The sequence below is a fragment of the Pontibacter mucosus genome (assembly GCF_003054055.1).
Classification (GTDB): Bacteria; Bacteroidota; Bacteroidia; order Cytophagales; family Hymenobacteraceae; genus Pontibacter; species Pontibacter mucosus.
In genome coordinates this window covers 563,319-582,653 of record NZ_QBKI01000002.1, presented here as the reverse complement: position 1 = coordinate 582,653, position 19,335 = coordinate 563,319, and the positions used below count along the sequence as shown (strand labels likewise).

Sequence of the window (19,335 nt, the reverse complement as noted above, 5' to 3'; positions counted from 1 at the left end):
AGGATAGTGGCTATTGGTCTTGCGGCTCAGATTTAAGGCTTTGCATCAATGGCACAATTATAGTTTATTTAGGCACTATAATCTTACAGCTATGCAGTTAAAAAAGGCTTCCGTACTGGTTGTTGATGATGATACAGATGTGCTGACCGCTGTACGGTTGCTGCTGCGGCCTCACGTGCGGGATATCGTGGCGGAGAAAAACCCCGACCTACTGCCTGGCTTGCTCCGGCAACAGCCCTTCGACCTTATCCTGCTGGACATGAACTTTAAGAGCGCGCTGAACACGGGCAACGAGGGCTTGTACTGGCTCCGGAAAATAAAAGAGCTAAAACCCGAAGTGGCCGTGGTGATGATCACGGCTTATGGCGACATTGACCTGGCCATCCGCTCCCTGAAGGAAGGCGCCGCCGACTTTGTGGTAAAGCCCTGGCACAACGAAAAGCTGCTCACGGTACTGGCCGATGCCGTTGGAAAGAAAAGCATGGGCGATGCTTCCAGCGCGGCAAAAAACACGGCGCAATTTTTTGGCTCAGAGCTGCTGGGCGAGTCGGAGGCGATGCAGGATATTTTCCTGAAGATCAAAAAAGTAGCCCCTACCGACGCCAACATCCTGATTCTGGGGGAGAACGGCACGGGCAAGGAACTGGTAGCTCAGGCCATTCACCAGTACTCCCTCCGCGCCAGCAAGCCTTTTGTGAAAGTGGATGTGGGTGCCCTGACCGAGTCGCTTTTTGAGAGTGAGCTGTTCGGGCACAAGAAAGGCGCCTTTACCGACGCCCGCGAGGACCGGCCCGGACGCTTTGAGGCAGCCAGCGGCGGCACGATTTTCCTGGACGAGATTGGCAACATTTCGCTGCACCAGCAGGCCAAGCTGCTCAGCGTGCTGCAGAACCGGCAGGTCATCCGCCTGGGCACCAACGAGCCCATCCCCATTGACGTGCGTCTGCTTTGCGCCACCAACGTGCCGCTGGCTGAGCTGGCCAACGAGTCTCGCTTCCGCAAAGACCTCATCTACCGCATCAACACGGTGGAGATCACCATACCGCCGCTGCGCAAACGGGGCAAGGACATGCTGCTGCTGGCCAACCATTTCGCTGCCGTTTACGCTGACAAGTACATGAAGCCGGTGCCGGAGCTGAGCAAAGCCACCCAGGAGAAACTGCTGCAATACCACTTTCCGGGCAACGTGCGGGAGCTGCAGTATGCCATGGAGCGCGCCGTGATCATGGCCGATGGCCCCGTGCTGCAGCCCGATGACATCCTCTTCTCTCCTATCGAGACGGCGCCTGCGGAGGAAAAGCTAACGGAGGAGAGCAACCTGGAGGAACTGGAGCGGGCCACCATTAACCGGGTGCTGCAGAAGCACGGCGGCAACCTGACCAGGGCCTCGAAAGAACTGGGCATCACGCGCACCTCCCTGTACCGACGATTAGGCAAGTATGGGCTTTAAGCAACTGGACTGGAGCATCACGTGGCGGGTACTCCTGCTCCTGCTCACCCTGAGCACGCCGGCGATCGTTATCCTGAACGGCTGGTCGGAGGCGCTGGTGTTTATACTTCCCCTCATCGTCTACCAGGTCGTTGACCTGGTCCGCTACGTCCGGAAGGCGCAGGACGAATTGAGCCAGTTTATCGAGTCGGTGCACTACCGCGACTTCTCCCGGTATTACAACGAGCAGTACCCGAACGCCAGGTTGCAGCTGCTTCACAAGGGCTTTAACGAGATCAACTCCACCCTGAAAAGTATAAACAAGGAAAAGGAAAGCCAGCACCTGCACCTGCAGAAGATTATGGAACTGGTCGATACCGGTATCCTGTCGTACGACGTCGAAAGCGGCGAGGTGGTGCTGCTGAACGACTCGCTGAAAAAGCTCCTGCACCTGCCCTACATGAAAACGATCCACCACCTGGAGAAAAGGGACGAGGAGCTGTACCGGGCCGTGCAGGAGCTGCAACCCGGGCGATCCAGAATTGCCACCGCGTATACATCGAATTTCGAGAAGAGCACCCTGAAAGTGCTGCTCTCGGCCACGGCGTTCCGCAGCGAGGACCGTACCTATAAACTGGTGGCCTTCCAGAACGTGAGCGAGGCGCTGGACGAAACCGAATCCCGGGCCTGGCAAAAGCTGCTGAACGTGCTCACCCACGAAATCATGAATTCGGTGGCCCCCATCGCCTCGCTGGCCGACACCCTGAAGACCCGCCTGCACGAAACTGCCGCCACTGGCCCCTCAGCGCACGACATGGAGGATTTTGAGTTGAGCGTGAGCACGATCAAAAACCGCAGCCTGGGCCTGCTGCGCTTTGCCGAAGTATACCGCAACCTGAACCGCATCACCAAGCTGAACGTGGCCGATGTGTCGGTGCAGGAAGTGTTCACAAACCTGGAGCACCTCATGCACCCTACCCTGGCTCAGAAAAACATTTCGCTGGAGATCATGCTGGATGATCCGGCCATACGCCTGCAAGCCGACAAGAACCTGCTCGACCAGGTGCTCATCAACCTGCTGGTAAATGCCATCGAGGCGGTGAAAAACGAGCCGGTGCCGGCTATTGTTTTATCGGCTTATACTTCCGGAGAGAATACGTTTGTCAAGATGGAGGACAACGGCATTGGGATGGCGCGGGAGGTGCAGGAAAAGATCTTTATCCCGTTTTTCAGCACCCGCAAAAACGGCACCGGCATCGGCCTGAGTTTGTGCAAACAGATCCTCATGCTGCATCAAGGCTCCATTCAGGTGCAGTCGGCGGAGGGTGTGGGCACCGCTTTTCTGCTGCGCTTTCCGCGTAACCGGTAATCGATTTATACTTTCCAGCGCCCGCTTTTATACCTGCATCGTCCTGCTTTATTAACTACCTTTGCACCAGCAAAGCACAGAAGTATATGAAGCTGATCGGAAACATCAACGACATCAAGTATAGCCGCGAGAACAAGAACCAGGACATCGCCCTGCACATCAGCAAGGTAGAGTATATCACCCATAAAAAGGACGGCCGTTTTATTCAGCCCTTTGATTTGGAAATAGAACTGACCGAACCGATTGTGATCACCGGCGACCAACTGGCCCGCATTCAGAACCCGCTGCTGGAGGAAGGCGAGTATGAGTTTGAGGTGTATGATAAAGAGGACGATGCGTACGTGCTGAACCCGGACAAACAACTCTCGCTAAGTATAGAATACGATTTCGACCTGGATGTGACGATTCTGTCCTCGCTTTACTACACGGTAACGGTGTCGAACGAGGAGTTTAAGGAACTGAAGGCAGAGCACATCAAACAGAAAAAGCAGCAGCAGAAAGGCCGTGGCAGAAAAGGCCGGTAGTTTATACTTTGTTTTGATTGAAACAGCCGCTGCGCCTGCTATACTTTATACTTAGTAGCAGGCGCAGCGGCCGTTTTTATACTTTCAACACCATCGCAAGGGCAGCTTACATCTTGTAAGCTGCCCTTGAAGTATACAGATGGCAAGGATTTAACGCCGGTCGCTCAGCAGTGTTCTGGATCTTACAAGCTTGATGAATTCTGCGCGGTAGCCTTCCGCGTCGTTGCCTAACGCGCTTTGCGCCAGCTCCAGCACCTGGTCGTAGGTGGCATTTCCCTTAAATTCTGAATCTCGGAGCAGCATACCAAAAGAAGCTACTGCCGCTGCAAAACGAAAATTATCAGAGGTCAGACCAGGCTGCACCGTGCTTTTGCCCGAGACAGTGGTGGTAATGAGCTGGCTTTTGCTGCCTTCCGGCTCCTTGTAGCGCAGCTTCAGCGTCAGGAGTTCGTCTGTGTCCGTGGCCTGCTTGTTTAGCTGCGACTGCTGATACTTAAGCTCATCCACCGGGGCTGTTTTAGTCCCTTTAGCGTTAACCGGTACAATCTCGTAAAGGGCCGTGACGGTATGGCCGGCTCCCAGCTCTCCGGCATCTTTTTTATCATCGTTAAAATCCTCGCTCTGCAGGGTGCGGTTTTCATAACCGATGAGGCGGTACGCTTTTACTTTGGCAGGGTTAAACTCCAACTGCAGCTTTACGTCTTTGGCGATGGTGAACAGGGTGCCGCCAAACTCATTGATGAACACTTTTTTCGCCTCCAGGATATTGTCGATGTAGGCGTAGTTGCCGTTGCCCTTATCGGCCAGTTGTTCCATGCGGGAGTCTTTTAGGTTGCCGGTTCCGAAGCCCAGCACCGTCAGAAAAATGCCGGTTTCGCGCTTCTCCTCAATCAGCCGGTTCAAGGCCCCATCGCTGCTTACGCCCACGTTAAAGTCACCATCGGTGGCTAGGATAACCCGGTTGTTGCCGCCTTTCATGAACTGCTCCTGCGCTACCTGGTAGGCCAGGTTTATACCTGCGCCACCGGCCGTGGAGCCTCCCGCTTCCAGTTTATCCAAAGCCTGCCAGATTTTCTCTTTCTGGTTTCCGGGGGTGGAGGGCAGCACCAGCCCGGCGGCACCGGCGTACACCACAATGGCTACCTTATCCTGCGGGCGCAGCTGGTCTACCAGCAGGTTTAGCCCGGACTTGAGCAGCGGCAGTTTGTCTGGCGAGGCCATGGAACCGGACACATCCAGCAGAAACACCAGGTTGGAAGGCGGCAGGTTATCGGTTGCAATCTCCTTGCCCTGCAAGCCGATGTGCAGCAGTTGGTTCTCTTTGTTCCAGGGGCATTGGGAGAGTTCGGTGTACACGGCAAAGGGCGCCTCGCCGGTTGGCTGCGGATAATTGTAGGTGAAGTAATTTACCATTTCCTCGATGCGCACAGCGTCTACCGGCGGCTTTTGCCCCTGTTGCAGGAAGCGGCGCACGTTGCTGTAAGAGGCACGGTCCACATCGATGGAGAAGGTGGAAAGCGGAGCTTTTTTGGCGTCCTGAAACCTGCTCTCCTGTATCTGGCTGTAATTCTCCGTGTTGTGCAGCACCTCCTGGTCGTAGACAACATAGTTACTGGTGTGCTTCTGTTCTGTAACACCGGCCGCGACAGCTCCTCTCAACCTTATACCTTTAGCATTGACAGATTCTGTCACCACTACCTCCTGTAAAGTATGAATATCAGCCTGAAGCTGCACATCCACCACCTGCCTTTTTCCGACCTTCACTTCCTTGGTTTGGTAGCCGATAAACCGGAAAACAAGTATGGCTTGCTCGCTGCTTACCTGCAGGCTATACTTGCCAAATTTGTCTGTGGCGACACCTGAATTTGTTCCTTTCTGTAGGACGGATACTCCTGGCAGCGGAGCTCCGTTGGCGGCATCGGTGACGGTGCCCGTTACGGTAACGGATTGTGCATGCGCGTGCAGCCCCAGCATCAGCAGGGCCAGCAGCAAAGTGTAGAGTTGTTTTTTCATGGCTTTGTGCGTTTGTTTCCTATAGGATGCAGTCGCCACAGCTTTTCCATAAGTCGGTCTGAAAAAAATTTAGTTTCTTTAGGAAACAATCCTCCTGATGCTGCCCTTCTTCCTCAAGCTGTTCACCAACGCCAAGCCGCCTCCCCCGGATGCGGAGTTGCTGCGCCTGTACCGGCAGAGCGGGGACTTGGAACACTTGGGCGAGCTTTTTCAACGCCACTCGGAGATGGTATACCTGGTTTGCCTGAAATACCTGAAGGACGAGGAAGAGAGTAAGGACGCCACCATGCAGCTGTTTGAGCACCTGGCAAGCGCCTTGCTACAGCACGAGGTAAGTAACTTTAAAAGCTGGCTCTACACCACCACCAAACACCATTGCCTGATGAAGCTGCGCGCGCAAAAAGGAGCAACCGGCACGTACAAGGAAGATACAGCGCACCCGCTTATGGAAAACCACGAGCCGCTGCATCTTACAGAGGCAGAGCAGACCGAGGAAACTGAGCAGCTTTTGCAAAAGGCCCTGCAGCAACTGCCGGCGGAACAGGGCACTTGCATCGACCTGTTTTACCTGCAGCAGAAAAGCTATGCCGAGATTGCTGACTTGACGGGCTACGAACTGAGCAAAGTAAAAAGCTACATCCAGAACGGAAAACGCAACCTTAAACTTTACATGGAAAAGCACCATGCCACGCGCTAAGCACCACATACTTTGGCCAGACGGCGACCACCCTTCGCTGGAGCTGCTGCGGCAGTACCAGCACGGGGACCTGCCCCCCGCCCTGCACCACCCGTTGGAACGGCACCTGCTGGGCTGTCCCCTGTGCGCAGACGTGCTCGAAGGCATGGCCGCCGCTGACGTGCAGCAGACCCGTGTTGCCGTAGCCGATATCAACAAACGCATCAGTGCCCGGGTAAAGCAGGGGAAAAAGCGCGTATTGCCTGGATACTGGCAACGTGCTGCGGCTATACTTATACTTGCCGCCTCGGCTATACTGGTGCTATACTATAATTATACTTCGCAGCAGCCGGGGCCGGAGATGGCACAGGAAGAAACCGTTGTGAAGCCTGCCGCAGCGCCAACAGTCACGCCTTCCCCACCCTCTACAGCAGCCACCGTACCTGATAGCGCTGAAGTAGCGCAGGTTCCTGGGGCAAGTATAGCAGCCGTAGTGCTCGGAAGAAAGTATACTTCCCCGGTTGTAAAACAGGATGCGGAAAAAGTGTATAACCAGGAGATGCTGGAGGAAGGAGAGGTTATTTGTTACTTATTGGCGGAGGATATTGAAAGGTTTGCAGAAGAAACTCCACCAGATCGAAGTTTTTTGGCAGGCATTGATGATGTAGTGGAAAGCAAGCCTATAAGGTTTGATTCCTCCGAAATCTTTATTTCGAAAGAACAACTGCCTACCATGGCACTCGCGCCGGAGTCAACGGACGTCTCCCGGGCGCTGACAGGTAAAGCAGCGGGAGTAACTATCAGAGGGATTAATACTATTAGGCCTGAGAATACATCGAACCAAAAGCTAATCACCGGGCAGGTGCTGTCGCCGGAAGGCGAGCCGCTGCCGGGAGTGGTGGTAACGCTGAAAAACCAGACAGCCGCCGTGACCACCGATGCTGCGGGCAAGTATAGCCTGCCAGTGCCAGCAGGAGATCAAACCTTGCGTTTCAGCTACATCGGCTATGAAACAGCAGAAAGAGCGCTGTCCGGAAACGATACTTCCGCGAACATCACGCTTGCGCCGGACCAACGCGCCCTGAGCGAGGTGGTGGTGACAGGGTACGGCACTGCAGCCGCTCCGAAAACAGAACCGGCAAGGCCCGCAGCAGGCATGCACAAGTATAAAAAGTACCTCCGCGATAACAGCAGAACTGTGCCGGAGCAGGGAAAGGTAAAGGTAGCCTTTACTGTAGCAACCAACGGCAGGCCGCAGCACCTGCGCGTGATAAAGAGCCTTTGTGCTGCCTGCGATGCGGAGGCGCTGCGCCTGGTGCAGGAAGGCCCCAATTGGAAACCTGCCACGCAAAATGGCCAGGCAGTACCGCAGGAGGTAAAAATTACAATACAGTTCAAAAAATAGCCCTTACACCTGCGCAGGCATAAGGGCTATTTTATAATTATGGATGCCTATTTAAGAGGCGAACACTTCGTCCGGATTCTTGAAAGCTTTAAACTCCAGCGGGTTGCCGCTCAAATCAAGCACGAACATGGTGCGCTGCTCTCCTACCTGCCCCTCATAGCGCGTGTGTGCTTTTACCACAAATTTAATGTCGTGTTGCTGCAGTTTCTGCTGCACCTGCTCAAACTGCTCGTAGGTCAGGATACAGCCAAAGTGTGGCACGGGCACGCTCACACCGTCCACCTTTCCGCAATAGTCCAGCGCCGGAATGTTGTCCGACACGTGGCCCGAAAGCTGGTGGCCGAAGAAGTCAAAGTCTATCCAATGCTCGGAGCTGCGGCCCTCCCGGCAACCCAGGATATCTACATAAAACTGACGGGTGGACGCGATGTCCTTAATTTTAAAGGCGTAGTGAAAAGGGTTCATGTGTTAGTATCCTCTGGCTCGTGAAACAAGGTTTAGGGGTTCCTCCCCGCGCTGGTTGCGGTCGTAGTTTTCCAGAATTTGGTCTACCGCCGACTCGGGGTTGGTGACGCTGGCAATGTGCGGCGTCACGTTGATTTTGGGGTGCGACCAGAAAGGGTGTCCTTCCGGCAGTGGCTCCTCCCGGAACACGTCCAGGCTGGCCCCCGACAGGTGTCCCGTCTCCAGCAACTCCAGCAAATCCTCCTCCACCAGGTGCTCGCCCCGGGCCACGTTAATCAGGAATGCGCCCTTGGGCAGCTTCAGCAGGTTCTCTTTGTTGAGAATATTAGCCGTATCAGGCGTGAGCGGCAGCAGGCAGATGAGCACATCCGCAGCGTTCAGGAAAGCGTCAAGTTCCCCGGCGCCCGCGTATACGCCGATACCCTCGATTTGCTTGGCTGAGTTGGCCCAGCCCGTCACCCGGAGGCCAATGCTGCTCAGGCGCTGCGCGACGGCGCTGCCCAACGTGCCGATTCCCATCACGCCCACCGTAACGTCTTTGTTCCGTTTATACCTGATCGGACTCCAATTCTGGGTTTCCTCAGCGGCTTTATACGTGTTTAGATCACGCAGATGGTTGAGCACCAGGGCCATGGTAAAGTTGGCCATGTCGCTGGTCAGGTCCTCGTCCTTGATGCGCGCAATTTGTACCTGCTCCGGAATATCAGGGTCCTTGAGGATGTGGTCCACGCCGGCTCCGAGCGAGGAGATGCAGGTAAGGTTAGGGTACTGCCGGAACGCCCCCAGCGGGTGTCCCCAGGCCAGCGCAAAGGTGATTTCCTCGCGTGGTTGGTCTTCCGGGTAGACACGCAGGTCCAGGTCCGGCTTTTTTTCTTTAAGTGCTTTCACCCAGGGCTCGACGTTTCTTCCCTGGCTTAAGATTGTAATAGGCATAGATCAGTTAAGGTATCAACGGCTGTAAACATATAGTGGTAGCCACTGTCTCTAAGTTACGACTTATACTATAAAAAACCGGCATGTACGCCCTAAAACAGGAAAGAAGCTATGTCTTAGGCAAAAAAGAACCTGCCCTGAGTAGATACCCAGGGCAGGCTTTTCTCTTTGCATTTTCGAACACACTATGTACGTTACTTCGCAAAGCTTCTACAAGCTTTCATCAGGCTTGTCACCTGTCTGTCGAAAATAAAAGATGTATACTTCTTATACGCAGCCACTTACATAGGGTTTAGGAGGATGTATCCACCTGCTTTTCCTGCCTGCCCAGGTAGATGGCGTAGCCAATCAAACCGAAGGCAGCGGCAAACAGCAGGTACTGCTGCTCCTTCACCGATAGTCCCTTATAGAAGTCCAGTCCCTTGGTCGGATCCTTGATAATGTCGGCCAACTGCGAAGGGTTATGCAATAGGTTGCGGAAAGAGGTGTTTTCAAGTGTATTATCCATGGTGTCGTCTCATTTTAATTCTGTTAGTTGCATACGGCGTAAAATGAAGAATAGATATACCGTACTTAACCTAAGTTTGCTCCTCCCCCTGAATTTATACTTTACACTCTGCCAATTTTGCTGAGGACTGTTATACATGGCTCATCTGGCACCCTGGCCGCTACCGCTTCAGGTGTGAAAAAAGTATAAAAGTTAACTAATTCCGCCTCATACTTGTTACCTTCAGAGCCCCGGTGTCTATCGGAGTAATTACCTCATTTAATCGGATACTATATGAAGAGCCTTCGCTCCGAAAACTATACAAAAGAATTTGTCAGCACCTTTCCCGGCGACGACAGCGGCGACCTGAACCCGCGCCAGACACCAGGTAAGCTCTACAGCAAAGCCGTTCCCACGCCCGTGGAAAAAGTGACGCTATTAGCCTGGTCCGGTGAGTTGGCCGCAGAACTGGGGATTAAAAAACCTGAGGAGCAGCAGGAGCTCGATATACTGGGTGGCAACCACGTGACCGAGGCCATGTACCCCTACGCTGCCTGCTACGCCGGGCACCAGTTCGGCAGCTGGGCCGGGCAGCTGGGCGACGGCCGCGCCATCATCTTGGGCGAATGGCAAATTCCTGACGCCAAAACGGTGGAACTGCAGCTGAAAGGTGCCGGGCCAACCGCCTACTCTCGCCGCGCCGATGGCCGCGCTGTGCTGCGTTCCTCGGTGCGTGAGTACCTGATGAGCGAGGCCATGCATTACCTGGGCATCCCCACCACCCGCGCCCTGAGCCTGGTAGCCACCGGCGAGCCCGTGCTGCGCGACATGTTCTACAACGGCAACGCCGCCTACGAACCCGGTGCCATTGTGATGCGTGTGGCCCCAAGCTTCCTGCGCTTCGGCAACTTTGAGCTGCTCAACGCCCGCAAGGAGCACGAGCAACTGCGCCAGCTAGTGGACTGGACCATCTCCAGGTACTACCCGCACATTCAGGGTGAGGACAAAGTAATTACCTGGTTTAAGGAGGTAATCGAGCGCACGGCCAGCCTAGTGGTGGAGTGGCAGCGCGTGGGCTTTGTGCACGGGGTGATGAACACCGACAACATGTCCATACTTGGCCTCACCATCGATTATGGCCCCTATTCTTTCCTGGATGACTACGACCCCGACTTTACGCCCAATACCACCGACCTGCCCGGCCGCCGCTATGCCTTCGGCAGGCAACCAAGCATCGCCTACTGGAACCTGGGCTGCCTGGCTGCTGCTCTCCTACCGTTGGTGGAGAAGGACCTGTTGCTGCCAGCGTTGGAGAGTTACAAGGAAGTATACTGGCGCAAGTACTACACCATGATGGGCAACAAATTGGGTCTGGACAAACTGAAAAGCGGTGACACGGATCTGATCAGCCAGTTTGAGAACACACTGGCCGACGTAAAGCCCGACATGACGATTTTCTTCCAGCTCCTCATCGACCTGCCGCTCTACATGGGCAGCACATCAGAGGTGGCCGCATACTTTAAGGACAGCCTGTACGAGGACCTGACCGAAGAGCAAAGCGCGCAGCTTTATACTTTAATTACCGCTTACCTGGAGCGCCTGAACAAAAACACCATCACACGGCAGGACTCGCAGGAACTGATGCGCAAAACCAACCCACGGTTTATACTTCGCAATTACCTGTTGCACCAGGCCATAGAAGGGCTGGAGAAAGGCGAGACTGAATTATTTGAGAAACTGCAGCAAGCCCTGAAAGAGCCATATTCCAATAAGTATGACGAGTTCTTTGAGACCCGCCCGGGTTGGGCAACGCAGAAAGCCGGGTGTTCGATGCTGTCTTGTAGTTCGTAGATAACTTGCTATTAAAGTATAAAAGCCGCTGCAGAAGCTAATCTGCAGCGGCTTTTATACTTTAAGTTTGATGCTATTTAATACTTTGAAAGTACCTCCTACACCAACAAATTCAGAAAATCCTGCTTCCCGTTCAGGTACTCGTAAGCAAAGCCTTCTTCTTCCATCCGAAGCTTGATATTCTCCACGTCATGCGGCTGTTTTACCTCAATACCTACAAACACAGGGCCTTTCTCCTTGTTGTTCTTCTTGATGTACTGGAAGTGAATGATGTCGTCGCCAGAATGGAGTACCTTGTTTACGAAGGTGCGCAGCGCGCCGGGCTTCTGGTTGAACGTCACCATGAAGTAGTGCTTGAGCCCCTGGTGCTGCATGGCCCGCTCCTTGATATCTTCCATGCGGGTGATGTCGTTGTTGCTGCCACTGATGACGCAGACTACTTTCTTTCCGGCAATCCTGTCGGCGTACACGTGTAACGCTGAAACGGTGAGGGTTCCGGCGGGCTCCAGCACAATCCCCTCCTCGTTATACATCTTCAGCAGATCTACGCATACTTGGCCCTCCGGCACTAGCACGATGTCGTCGAGCAGCTCGCGGCATAGCTCAAAGGTCAACTCGCCGGGGCACTTTACCGCAGCGCCATCCACAAAGCTCTCTATACTTTCCAGCGCCTGCCGCTTATCCTCCCGGATGGATTTATACATAGAGGGAGCGCCCATTGGCTGCACACCCACGATTTTCGTTTTGGGACTCAGTTGTTTAAACACGCTGGCCACGCCAGAGGCCAAACCGCCTCCGCCTATCGGCACAAAGCAGTAGTCGATGGAGAAGTGGGCATCCTGCAGTACTTCCAGACCTACAGTGGCTTGCCCTTCTACAATGGCTATATCATCAAAAGGGTGCACGAAGGTCGCGCTGCGGCTATCGCAGAGCTCTTTGGCGGCGGCATAGGCCTCATCGTAGGTATTGCCGGTGAGCACCACTTCTACCATTTCCTTCCCAAACAGGCGCACCTTGCTGACCTTTTGGGCAGGGGTGTTAGCAGGCATAAAGATGTAGCCTTTAATACCGAGCAGCTGGCAGGCGTAGGCTACTCCCTGGGCATGATTACCGGCGCTGGCGCACACAATCTCACGCGCGGCTTGCTCGGCCGGAAGCGTCGAAATCTTATTGTATGCTCCCCTGATTTTGTAAGACCGCACAATCTGCAGGTCCTCGCGTTTCAGGTAAATGTCGGCACCATAGGTCTGGGAAAGCCAGTGGTTCTGCAACAGGGGCGTCTTGTAAATCACACCCCGCAGGTTCATTGCCGCCCGCTGCACCCTTTCCAGGGCCACGACGGTATACTCTAAAGCTACATCTTTATCCATACTACTTCTTACTTGGAGCGGAGCTTACGCACCGTGGCTCCTGTTTGCCATAATTCTGATTCACGCAGTTCTGAAAGTTCTGCCTCCAGTTCCTGACGGTAACCTGGAGTAGAGCCGCGCTGGATGGTGCGCTCAGCCTCTTTGCCGGAAGCCACGCTGTCATACAACTCGTTCAATACCGGCAGAGTAGCCTCTCTGAACTTGCCTTTCCAGTCCAGGGCGCCGCGCTGGGCTGTAACCGAGCAGTTAGAGAACATCCAGTCCATGCCGTTTTCTCCTACCAGTGGCACCAGGCTCTGGGTCAGCTCTTCTACCGTTTCGTTGAAAGCCTCAGATGGGGAGTGTCCACGCTGACGCAGCACCTGGTATTGCGCCTCTATGATACCGGCCAGGGCACCCATCAGCACACCACGCTCACCGGTCAGGTCACTAAATACCTCTTTCTGGAAATCGGTTTCGAACAGGTAACCGGAACCAACGCCGATACCCATGGCTATCGCTTTTTCATACGCTTTGCCCGTCGCATCTTGGTACACAGCAAACGAAGAGTTCAGACCACCGCCGGCTAAGTATAAACGGCGCAGGCTCGTGCCGCTTCCTTTAGGTGCTACCAGAATCACATCCACATCGGCAGGAGGCACAATGCTGGTGTGCTCTTTAAACGTGATGCCGAAGCCGTGAGAGAAGTATAAGGTCTTGCCTGGCTTGAGTCTCTCTTTCAGGGTTGGCCACACGGCAATTTGACCGGCGTCGGAGAGCAGGTTGGCGATGATGGTGCCGCGCTCTGCCGCTTCCTCAATCGAGAAAAGGGTTTCGCCTTCCACCCAGCCGTCGCTTTTTGCTTTCTCCCAGGAGGCAGAATCTTTTCGCTGACCAACGATTACGTTAAAGCCATTGTCACGCAGGTTAAGCGCCTGGCCCGGGCCCTGCACGCCATATCCGATAACGGCGATTACTTCGTCTTTCAGTGTTTCTCTTGCCTGAGCAAGTGGAAATTCATCGCGGGTGATTACGGTTTCGTCTACTCCTCCAAAATTGATAGTTGCCATTTTAGTTTAATTTGTTTTAAGGTTGATTTTATTTATTGATTAAGGATTACTTGACAAAGGACAAAAGACTTGTTGAGCTGCATTTTGCCACTTCCTTTGTCTTTTGTCTAAAATTCTTTTGTCTATACTTTACATCGTGAAGACTTTCTCGCGGCTGTTGAGGTACTCGTTCTCCACCACCTCGTCGTGGGGCTCGCTTTGTTCAAACTCCTGTAGTTTGCGGTGGAAGCCGTCGCTGTCTTTGATGATGGCGATGCGGGCGCTGCGCACAAATTCGATGAGTCCGTACGGCTGCAGCACCTTAATCAGGTTGTCTGTCTCCTCGCGCTGGCCGGTGGTTTCGAACACGGTATAGTCCTTCCGGATCACCACGGCCCGGGCGCCGTTCTCCCGGAGCAGGCGCTCTACGATGGCGCGCTCGGCAATCACATCGGTAGGCACTTTATACAAAGCCATCTCCTGCCAGACCACATCCTGGTTGGTGTTGAAGTATACTTTCAGCACGCCTATCTGCTTTTCAATCTGACCGGCTATTTTACGCACCACTTCCGCCGTCTCCGTGATCACGATGTTGAAGCGGTGGATGCCCTCAATTTCGGAAGGCGAGGTATTAAGGCTTTCCACGTTGATCTTCCTGCGGGAGAAGATGATGGCAACGCGGGTCAGGAGCCCGATGTGGTTCTCGGTATAAACCGTGATGTTGAACTCCTGCTTGTCGGTATGGTTCTCGTTACGCATACTTATACTTGTTTATGCGGCTCTTATTTCAGCCTGATCTCGCTAACACTACACCCTTGCGGCACCATCGGGAACACGTTGTTCTCTTTGGTTACCATCACCTCCAGTAGGAAGGAGCCTTTATGCGACAACATCTCCTGCAGCGCGCCTCTCAGGTCTTCGCGTTTGCTGACGCTCTTGCCGCTGATGCCATAGCCGCTGGCTACTTTCACAAAGTCCGGGCTGGCGATGGCGACAAAGGAGTAGCGGCGCTCGTGGAAGAGCTCCTGCCACTGCCGCACCATGCCCAGGAACTGGTTGTTGAGAATCAGAATTTTCACATCCACCCCCGTCTGCATGATAGTGCCCAATTCCTGCAGGGTCATCTGGAATCCGCCGTCGCCGATCACAGCCACCACGGTTCTATCCTGCGCTCCGAACTTGGCGCCAATGGCGGCCGGCAAGGCAAAGCCCATCGTGCCCAGGCCGCCGCTGGTGATGTTGCTGCGGGTATGGTTGAGCTTGGCGTAGCGGCAGGCTACCATCTGGTGCTGCCCTACATCCGTCACCACAATGGCATCGCCGGAGGTGAGTTCGTTCAGTTGCTGCACCACCTCTCCCATCGTCATTTCCTCGGATGTTGGGAAAAGCTCGTCCTGTATCACCGCCTCTATTTCCTGGTCGTTATACTTTCGGAATTTCCCGAGCCACTCCAGGTGGTCTTTTGCCTCCACCAGCTCGGTCAGCAGCGGAAGCGTTTCCTTGCAATCGCCCCACACCGGCACGGCTACCGGCACGTTCTTGCCAATCTCGGTCGGGTCGATGTCTAGGTGCACCACTTTGGCTTGTTTGGCATACTTGTCCAGGCGACCGGTTACGCGGTCATCGAAGCGCATGCCGATGGCAATCAGCACGTCGCACTCGTTGGTGAGCACGTTGGGGCCATAGTTACCGTGCATGCCCAGCATACCCACGTTTTGCGGATGGTCGGTTGCCAAAGCACCTGCGCCCATAATGGTCCAGGCAGCCGGAATACCGCTTTTCTCCACAAAGGTCTTGAACTCCTGCTCGGCTGAGCCCAGCATCACGCCTTGTCCCCAAAGTATAAAGGGCTTCTGGGCTTGGTTGATCAGCTCGGCCGCCTGCTGGATATACTCGTGCCTTACCGTGGGTTTGGGCCTGTAGCTGCGGATATGCTTGCAGGGCTGGTATCCAGTGAAATCAAAAGTTTGCAGCTGCGCGTTTTTGGTGATGTCAATCAGAACCGGTCCCGGACGTCCGCTACGGGCAATGTAAAAGGCCTTGGCCAACACATCCGGAATCTCGCTGGCATCCGTTACCTGGTAATTCCATTTGGTTACCGGGGTGGTGATGTTGAGGATATCGGTCTCCTGAAAAGCATCTGTTCCAAGCAAATGCGCGAACACCTGGCCGGTGATACACACCAGCGGCGTGCTGTCGATCTGCGCGTCAGCCAGTCCCGTTACCAGGTTGGTGGCACCCGGTCCGCTGGTGGCGAACACCACTCCCACTTTGCCTGAGGAGCGCGCATAGCCCTGACCTGCATGGATGCCTCCCTGTTCGTGACGCACCAGCACGTGGTTCAGCTTGTCGGTGTAATCATACAGGGCATCATACACGGGCATGATGGCCCCGCCCGGATATCCGAAAATAGTATCTACCTTCTCCTCCAGCAGGGCAAGTATAAGGGCTTCTGCCCCGGTGATTGTTTGGGCCTGCTTAGGCGATGATGCTGGTGCCGGTTTCTCTTTCGTTAACATGTGTTTCCTCTAAATCAGTGATACATCCGTGACTTGCGTCGCTTACCGTGCGTCTATACTTTAGCAGCACGCCCTGCTGTACTTGCGAGGCTGGCTTTTGCCACTTATCGCGGCGCAGCTCGAGCAAGGCATCGTCCACGTGCAGGTGGATGGAGTTGGTAGTGGCGTCCAGCGTAATCAGGTCGTCGTTTTCCACCAGCGCGATGGTGCCGCCGTCGTATGCCTCCGGGCAAACGTGGCCTATCACGAACCCATGCGTGCCGCCCGAGAAGCGACCATCCGTAATCAAGGCCACCTTGTCGCCTAAGCCGGCTCCCATAATGGCAGAGGTTGGCTTGAGCATTTCCGGCATGCCCGGCCCGCCCTTCGGACCGACGTAACGGATGACGACCACATGACCCGGCTTGATCTTGCCCAGTGTGATGCCCTCGTTTAACTCTTCCTCAGAGTCGAACACGATGGCTGGTCCTTCGAATATAAGTCCCTCTTTACCCGAGATTTTGGCCACGGCCCCTCTTGGCGCCAGGTTGCCGTATAGGGTCTGGATATGGCCGTCTGCTTTGATGGGGTTAGATAGCGGACGCAGGAGATCTTGCTCCTCGCCCAGCGGCTTCACGTCGGCCAAGTTCTCGGCCACGGTCTGCCCGGTTACAGTCATCAAATCACCTGTAAGCAGGCCTTCATCCAGCAAAGTGCGCATCACGGCAGGCACGCCACCCAGGGCCGAAAGGTCCTCCATCAGGTACTTGCCGCTTGGCTTGAGGTCGGCCAGCACCGGCACCCGGTTGCTCACTTCTTGGAAATCCTGCAGCGTGAGCTTCACACCGGCGGCATGCGCAATGGCGATCAGGTGCAGTACAGCGTTGGTTGAGCCGCCGAGTACGGTTATCAGCACCAGCGCATTCTCAAAAGCTTCGCGCACCAGGATGTCCCTTGGCTTAATGTCGCGCTCGAGCAGGCGCAGCAGGTACTGGCCTGTGGTGAGGCACTCCTGCTTCTTCTCGGCACTAATGGCCGGGGAAGAAGAAGAGAAAGGGATGGACATGCCCAGCGCCTCAGCAGCTGACGCCATGGTGTTGGCCGTGTACATACCGCCGCAGGCACCCGGGCCCGGACAAGCATTGCGGATGATGCCCTTGTAGTCTTCGTCGGAGATGGCGCCGTTGAGTTTTTTGCCGTAGGCCTCGAAGCAGGACACGATGTTAAGCTTCTGACCTTTAAAATCGCCACCCTTTATCGTGCCGCCATACACCATCAGCGACGGACGGTTCAGGCGGGCCATGGCCATCAGGGAACCGGGCATGTTCTTGTCGCAGCCTACCACGCAGGCCAGGGCGTCGTAGTTATGCGCCCCGGTGATGGTTTCGATAGAGTCGGCGATCACCTCGCGGGACACGAGCGAGTAGCGCATGCCCGGTGTGCCGTTGGTGATGCCATCGCTCACGCCAATCGTGTTGAAGCGCAGTCCTACCATTCCAAGTTGGTTCACGCCCTGCTTTACCTCATCGGCCAGTGCGTTGAGGTGCATGTTACACGTATTTCCGTCGAAGCCCGTTGAGCAGATGCCTACGAAAGGCTTGCGCAGGTCCTCTTCTGAGAGGCCGGATCCAATCAGCATGGCCTGTGAGGCCGGAAGGCTCTCGTCCTGGGTGTAGATGCGGCTGTATTTGTTTAATGCCATTGTTTTAAGGTGGTTAGAGGTAAGCAAAAGCCCCTTTGGAGGAGCGGCTCTTGCCACAGGTTAATCAGGTGTTGCCAGGGCGCCTTTCTCAGGCTACCTATGGCTAATGCTCTGCAAGTTCAGGTATCTTTTCCGCCGGCCAGGGCAATCTTTCGCCACTTCCATACTTTCTGATGCGAGGCTTTCAAAGTATAAATAACTGAAAATCAATAAGTATAGAAACACACAGCTACCATCTCTAACCTGCGGATTTATACTTTTTCAGCAACATTTGCTTAGGCAAGTACAAGCTTTCCGGTTACTAGTTCGGAGTAACGCTTGCCCAGAAACGCGCCTATACTTTCCTCATATGGCTTCGGCAACACGCGCTCGTTGATGGACTGCACGCCCACCACTTCCGCGGCTGTGCCGGTCATAAAGGCGGCGTCCGCCTCCTGCAGCACGTCGGGTTTAAAGAATTTCTCGTGTACCGTAATGCCTGCCTCGCGGGCCAAGTCGATGATGGTGTTGCGCGTAATGCCGCGGAGTATACTGCCGGGAGGAGCCGTGAACAGTTCGCCGTCCTTTTCATAGAAAAAGTTCGCTCCAGGGCCTTCCGCCACGAAACCATTCATGTCCAGCAGCAGGGCCTCGTCGTAGCCTTTGGCCTTGGCGTCGGAGCAGGCAATGGTCGAGTTAACGTAATGGCCGGCCACCTTGGCCTCTACCGGCACCGACTTCGGGTTAGGACGTTCGTAGGGGGAAACCATCACGCGCAGCGTTCTGTCGCCCAGGTACTTGCCCCACTCCCAGGCGGCAATAAGCACGTTGCTCTCCTGCGCCGCAGTCAGGCTCATGTTAGGCGTAGCGGCATACACCAGCGGGCGGATGTAGGCATCCTGCAGGTTGTTTCGCTCCAGCACCTGGTAAGTCAGCTCCGTGAGCTCTTCCACAGAATAGTTGAGCGGTAGCCCCACGGTTTGGCAGGAGAAATGAAGGCGCTCGTAATGCTCCTTTGCCTTAAAAATCTGCGTTCCGCTGGGGGTTTTGTAAGATCTGATTCCTTCGAAAACAGAGTAGCCGTAGTGCAGGGTCTGGGCATAAACGGAGCAGGAGGCATCGCTTGCCTTTACAAATTTTCCGTCGAGGTAAACGAGTGTGTCGCTGTTGAAATACATTGTTTTAAGTGTGTAAGGTTAGATAATTGTGCACAAAAAAGCCTTTCTAACCGGGCAGTCAGAAAGGCGCATCAGAGAATACAAGGCCATTCCTTCAACCCGGCGGTAGAGGATAAATGAGAATAATAATGACTAGGAGGAGCCCTAAAAACATAATCTCTTACTTTTTATATAAAACAAAAACAGCCACCTCCTTTGGGGGAGATGGCTGCGTTAGCTTAAACTATAGGTTCTATTTCAGAATCAGCATACCACCTCTACCCCGCGCGGAAGGACCACGCGAATAATAATAGAAATGGATAGAATGAGCTGATGCATTGTCTTTTTTACTGTGTTTGTTGCTTGCAAAAGTAAAGGCTGAAACTAAAAATGCAAGACAAATCTAAATTATTTTTTACGCAATCGTTTGTTTTACAAGGGTTGCCAAA

16 protein-coding genes are annotated in these 19,335 nt (G+C 54.4%); 6 read left to right on the top strand and 10 right to left on the bottom strand.

Going from position 1 to position 19,335, the window contains the following annotated elements:
- Positions 1–91: 91 nt before the first annotated feature.
- The 3 genes from C8N40_RS05995 to C8N40_RS05985 all read left to right on the top strand — a co-directional run bounded on the left by C8N40_RS05995 (position 92) and on the right by C8N40_RS05985 (position 3,322).
- Entirely contained in the window at positions 92–1,450 is a 1,359-nt protein-coding gene (locus C8N40_RS05995; RefSeq protein WP_108210869.1) for a sigma-54-dependent transcriptional regulator, read from the top strand.
- The gene (locus tag C8N40_RS05990; protein ID WP_108210868.1) at positions 1,440–2,798 is read left to right on the top strand and encodes a sensor histidine kinase; all 1,359 of its coding nucleotides are present in this window, start codon (positions 1,440–1,442) and stop codon (positions 2,796–2,798) included. Before C8N40_RS05995 ends, C8N40_RS05990 begins: the two co-directional genes overlap by 11 nt.
- An 86-nt stretch (positions 2,799–2,884) precedes the next feature.
- On the top strand, positions 2,885–3,322 hold the full coding sequence (locus tag C8N40_RS05985) for a hypothetical protein (protein ID WP_108210867.1): 438 nt from the start codon (positions 2,885–2,887) through the stop codon (positions 3,320–3,322).
- A 150-nt stretch (positions 3,323–3,472) separates the two neighbouring features.
- Here the strand turns inward: C8N40_RS05985 and C8N40_RS05980 are convergent, their stop codons facing one another.
- Positions 3,473–5,335, bottom strand: coding sequence for a vWA domain-containing protein (locus tag C8N40_RS05980; protein ID WP_108210866.1), 1,863 nt, complete (start codon positions 5,333–5,335; stop codon positions 3,473–3,475).
- Between the two features lie 97 nt (positions 5,336–5,432).
- Here C8N40_RS05980 and C8N40_RS05975 point away from each other — a divergent pair, with 97 nt between their 5' ends.
- Both C8N40_RS05975 and C8N40_RS05970 read left to right on the top strand, forming a co-directional pair.
- Entirely contained in the window at positions 5,433–6,032 is a 600-nt protein-coding gene (locus C8N40_RS05975; protein WP_108210865.1) for an RNA polymerase sigma factor, read from the top strand.
- On the top strand, positions 6,019–7,416 hold the full coding sequence (locus C8N40_RS05970) for a TonB family protein (RefSeq protein ID WP_108210864.1): 1,398 nt from the start codon (positions 6,019–6,021) through the stop codon (positions 7,414–7,416). The genes C8N40_RS05975 and C8N40_RS05970 overlap by 14 nt, the downstream gene beginning before the upstream one ends.
- Positions 7,417–7,467: 51 nt before the next feature.
- Here the strand turns inward: C8N40_RS05970 and C8N40_RS05965 are convergent, their stop codons facing one another.
- The 3 genes from C8N40_RS05965 to C8N40_RS05955 all read right to left on the bottom strand — a co-directional run bounded on the left by C8N40_RS05965 (position 7,468) and on the right by C8N40_RS05955 (position 9,322).
- Positions 7,468–7,881, bottom strand: a complete 414-nt coding sequence (locus C8N40_RS05965; RefSeq protein ID WP_108210863.1) for a VOC family protein — start codon at positions 7,879–7,881, stop codon at positions 7,468–7,470.
- Between the two features lie 3 nt (positions 7,882–7,884).
- A complete protein-coding gene (locus C8N40_RS05960; RefSeq protein ID WP_108210862.1) occupies positions 7,885–8,814 on the bottom strand; it encodes a 2-hydroxyacid dehydrogenase in 930 nt (309 codons plus the stop codon).
- Between the two features lie 292 nt (positions 8,815–9,106).
- Positions 9,107–9,322, bottom strand: a complete 216-nt coding sequence (locus C8N40_RS05955) for a hypothetical protein (RefSeq protein WP_108210861.1) — start codon at positions 9,320–9,322, stop codon at positions 9,107–9,109.
- A gap of 273 nt (positions 9,323–9,595) precedes the next feature.
- Here C8N40_RS05955 and C8N40_RS05950 point away from each other — a divergent pair, with 273 nt between their 5' ends.
- Positions 9,596–11,152 (top strand): protein adenylyltransferase SelO, encoded by a 1,557-nt coding sequence (locus C8N40_RS05950; protein ID WP_108210860.1) that lies wholly within the window; start codon positions 9,596–9,598, stop codon positions 11,150–11,152.
- A 98-nt stretch (positions 11,153–11,250) separates the two neighbouring features.
- Here C8N40_RS05950 and ilvA read toward each other — a convergent pair whose 3' ends face one another.
- The 6 genes from ilvA to C8N40_RS05920 form a co-directional block, all read right to left on the bottom strand.
- Positions 11,251–12,522, bottom strand: coding sequence for a threonine ammonia-lyase IlvA (gene ilvA, locus C8N40_RS05945; RefSeq protein ID WP_108210859.1), 1,272 nt, complete (start codon positions 12,520–12,522; stop codon positions 11,251–11,253).
- Between the two features lie 8 nt (positions 12,523–12,530).
- On the bottom strand, positions 12,531–13,571 hold the full coding sequence (ilvC, locus tag C8N40_RS05940) for a ketol-acid reductoisomerase (RefSeq protein ID WP_108210858.1): 1,041 nt from the start codon (positions 13,569–13,571) through the stop codon (positions 12,531–12,533).
- 129 nt (positions 13,572–13,700) lie between these two features.
- Positions 13,701–14,309 carry an acetolactate synthase small subunit gene (ilvN, locus tag C8N40_RS05935; protein ID WP_108210857.1) on the bottom strand — a complete coding sequence of 203 codons (609 nt, stop codon included), beginning with the start codon at positions 14,307–14,309 and terminating at the stop codon, positions 13,701–13,703.
- A 23-nt stretch (positions 14,310–14,332) separates the two neighbouring features.
- Positions 14,333–16,069 carry a biosynthetic-type acetolactate synthase large subunit gene (ilvB, locus tag C8N40_RS05930; RefSeq protein ID WP_108210856.1) on the bottom strand — a complete coding sequence of 579 codons (1,737 nt, stop codon included), beginning with the start codon at positions 16,067–16,069 and terminating at the stop codon, positions 14,333–14,335.
- Entirely contained in the window at positions 16,029–17,750 is a 1,722-nt protein-coding gene (gene ilvD / locus C8N40_RS05925) for a dihydroxy-acid dehydratase (RefSeq protein WP_108210855.1), read from the bottom strand. Before ilvD ends, ilvB begins: the two co-directional genes overlap by 41 nt.
- Before the next feature lie 275 nt (positions 17,751–18,025).
- Positions 18,026–18,907, bottom strand: a complete 882-nt coding sequence (locus C8N40_RS05920) for a branched-chain amino acid transaminase (RefSeq protein WP_108210854.1) — start codon at positions 18,905–18,907, stop codon at positions 18,026–18,028.
- Positions 18,908–19,335 lie beyond the last annotated feature (428 nt).